This is a genomic window from Methylobacterium sp. WL18, assembly GCF_008040015.1.
Classification (GTDB): Bacteria; Pseudomonadota; Alphaproteobacteria; order Rhizobiales; family Beijerinckiaceae; genus Methylobacterium; species Methylobacterium mesophilicum.
On the sequence record NZ_VRVD01001073.1, the window covers coordinates 1 to 930 of the forward strand.

Here is a 930-nt window from a genome sequence, read left to right on the forward strand (position 1 = left end):
CATCGCCGGCCAGTTCGGCGATGCGGCGGTCGTCCTCCTCCAGCAGGCGGCGGCGGACGAAGCCGCGCACCCGCAGCGCCAGAACCTCGGCATCGGTCTTCGAGACCACGTCGTCGGCGCCGGCCGCGAAGGCCTCGACCAGAAAGTCCTTGGCCGGGTCGCTGCCGGCGATGCCGACGAGGTGGAAGCCGGCCCCGGCGGCCTGCCCGGAGCGGCGCTGGCTGATCGCCCGGCAGAGGGTGAGGCCGTCATAGGCGTGGCCGAGCAGGTCGACGGTCACGCAGTCGAACGCATCCTCGCCGACCCCGTTGAGCGCATCGAGGGCGGCCTCCGGCCCGTCGGCGGTGGCGACGTGGTGGCCCTCCTGCCCGAGCAGGCCTGCCAGGAAGGTCCGGTAGGTCAGGCTGCCGTCGATCACCAGGATCCGTCCGCGCCGGAACGCGGCGGCGCCCGGCCCCTCGCCCTCGGCGGAGGGCCGGCGCTCGCGCAGCAGGGCGCGGATGCGCAGGATCATCAGGTCGCGGTCGGCGGATTTCGGTAGGTAGGCGTCGGCGCCGCTCTCCAGGCCCTTGCGCTCGCCGCCACCGCCGCCGGTGAGCATCAGCACCGGCAGAGCCCGGGTGCGCAGGGACAGGCGCATCTGGCGGATCAGCTCGTCGCCGTCCATGCCGGGCAGGTGATAATCGGCCACCACGAGGTCGGGCTGAGTGCGGTTGAGATGGTCGAGGGCGGCCTCGGCCGAGGGGCAGCGCTCCACCGCGAAGCCGTTCGCCTCAAGCAGGAGGCGCAGTTCCAGGGCCTGCGTCTCCGAATCCTCCACCAGCAGGATCCGGGCGGGCCCATCCTGGGCGCCGGCCTCGCTCCGGCTCACGGCCGCGCCCCGGGATCGGCAAGCCGCAGGACGTGGTCGCCGATGCGGTCGAGGGGCAG

Annotated in this window: 1 protein-coding gene; it reads right to left on the reverse strand. The window is 73.9% G+C overall.

Annotated features, from left to right (window positions below):
• Positions 1-871, reverse strand: an 871-nt coding sequence (locus tag FV228_RS30965) for a response regulator (protein ID WP_147857888.1), incomplete at its 3' end; no start/stop codon positions are given.
• Positions 872-930: the final 59 nt, after the last annotated feature.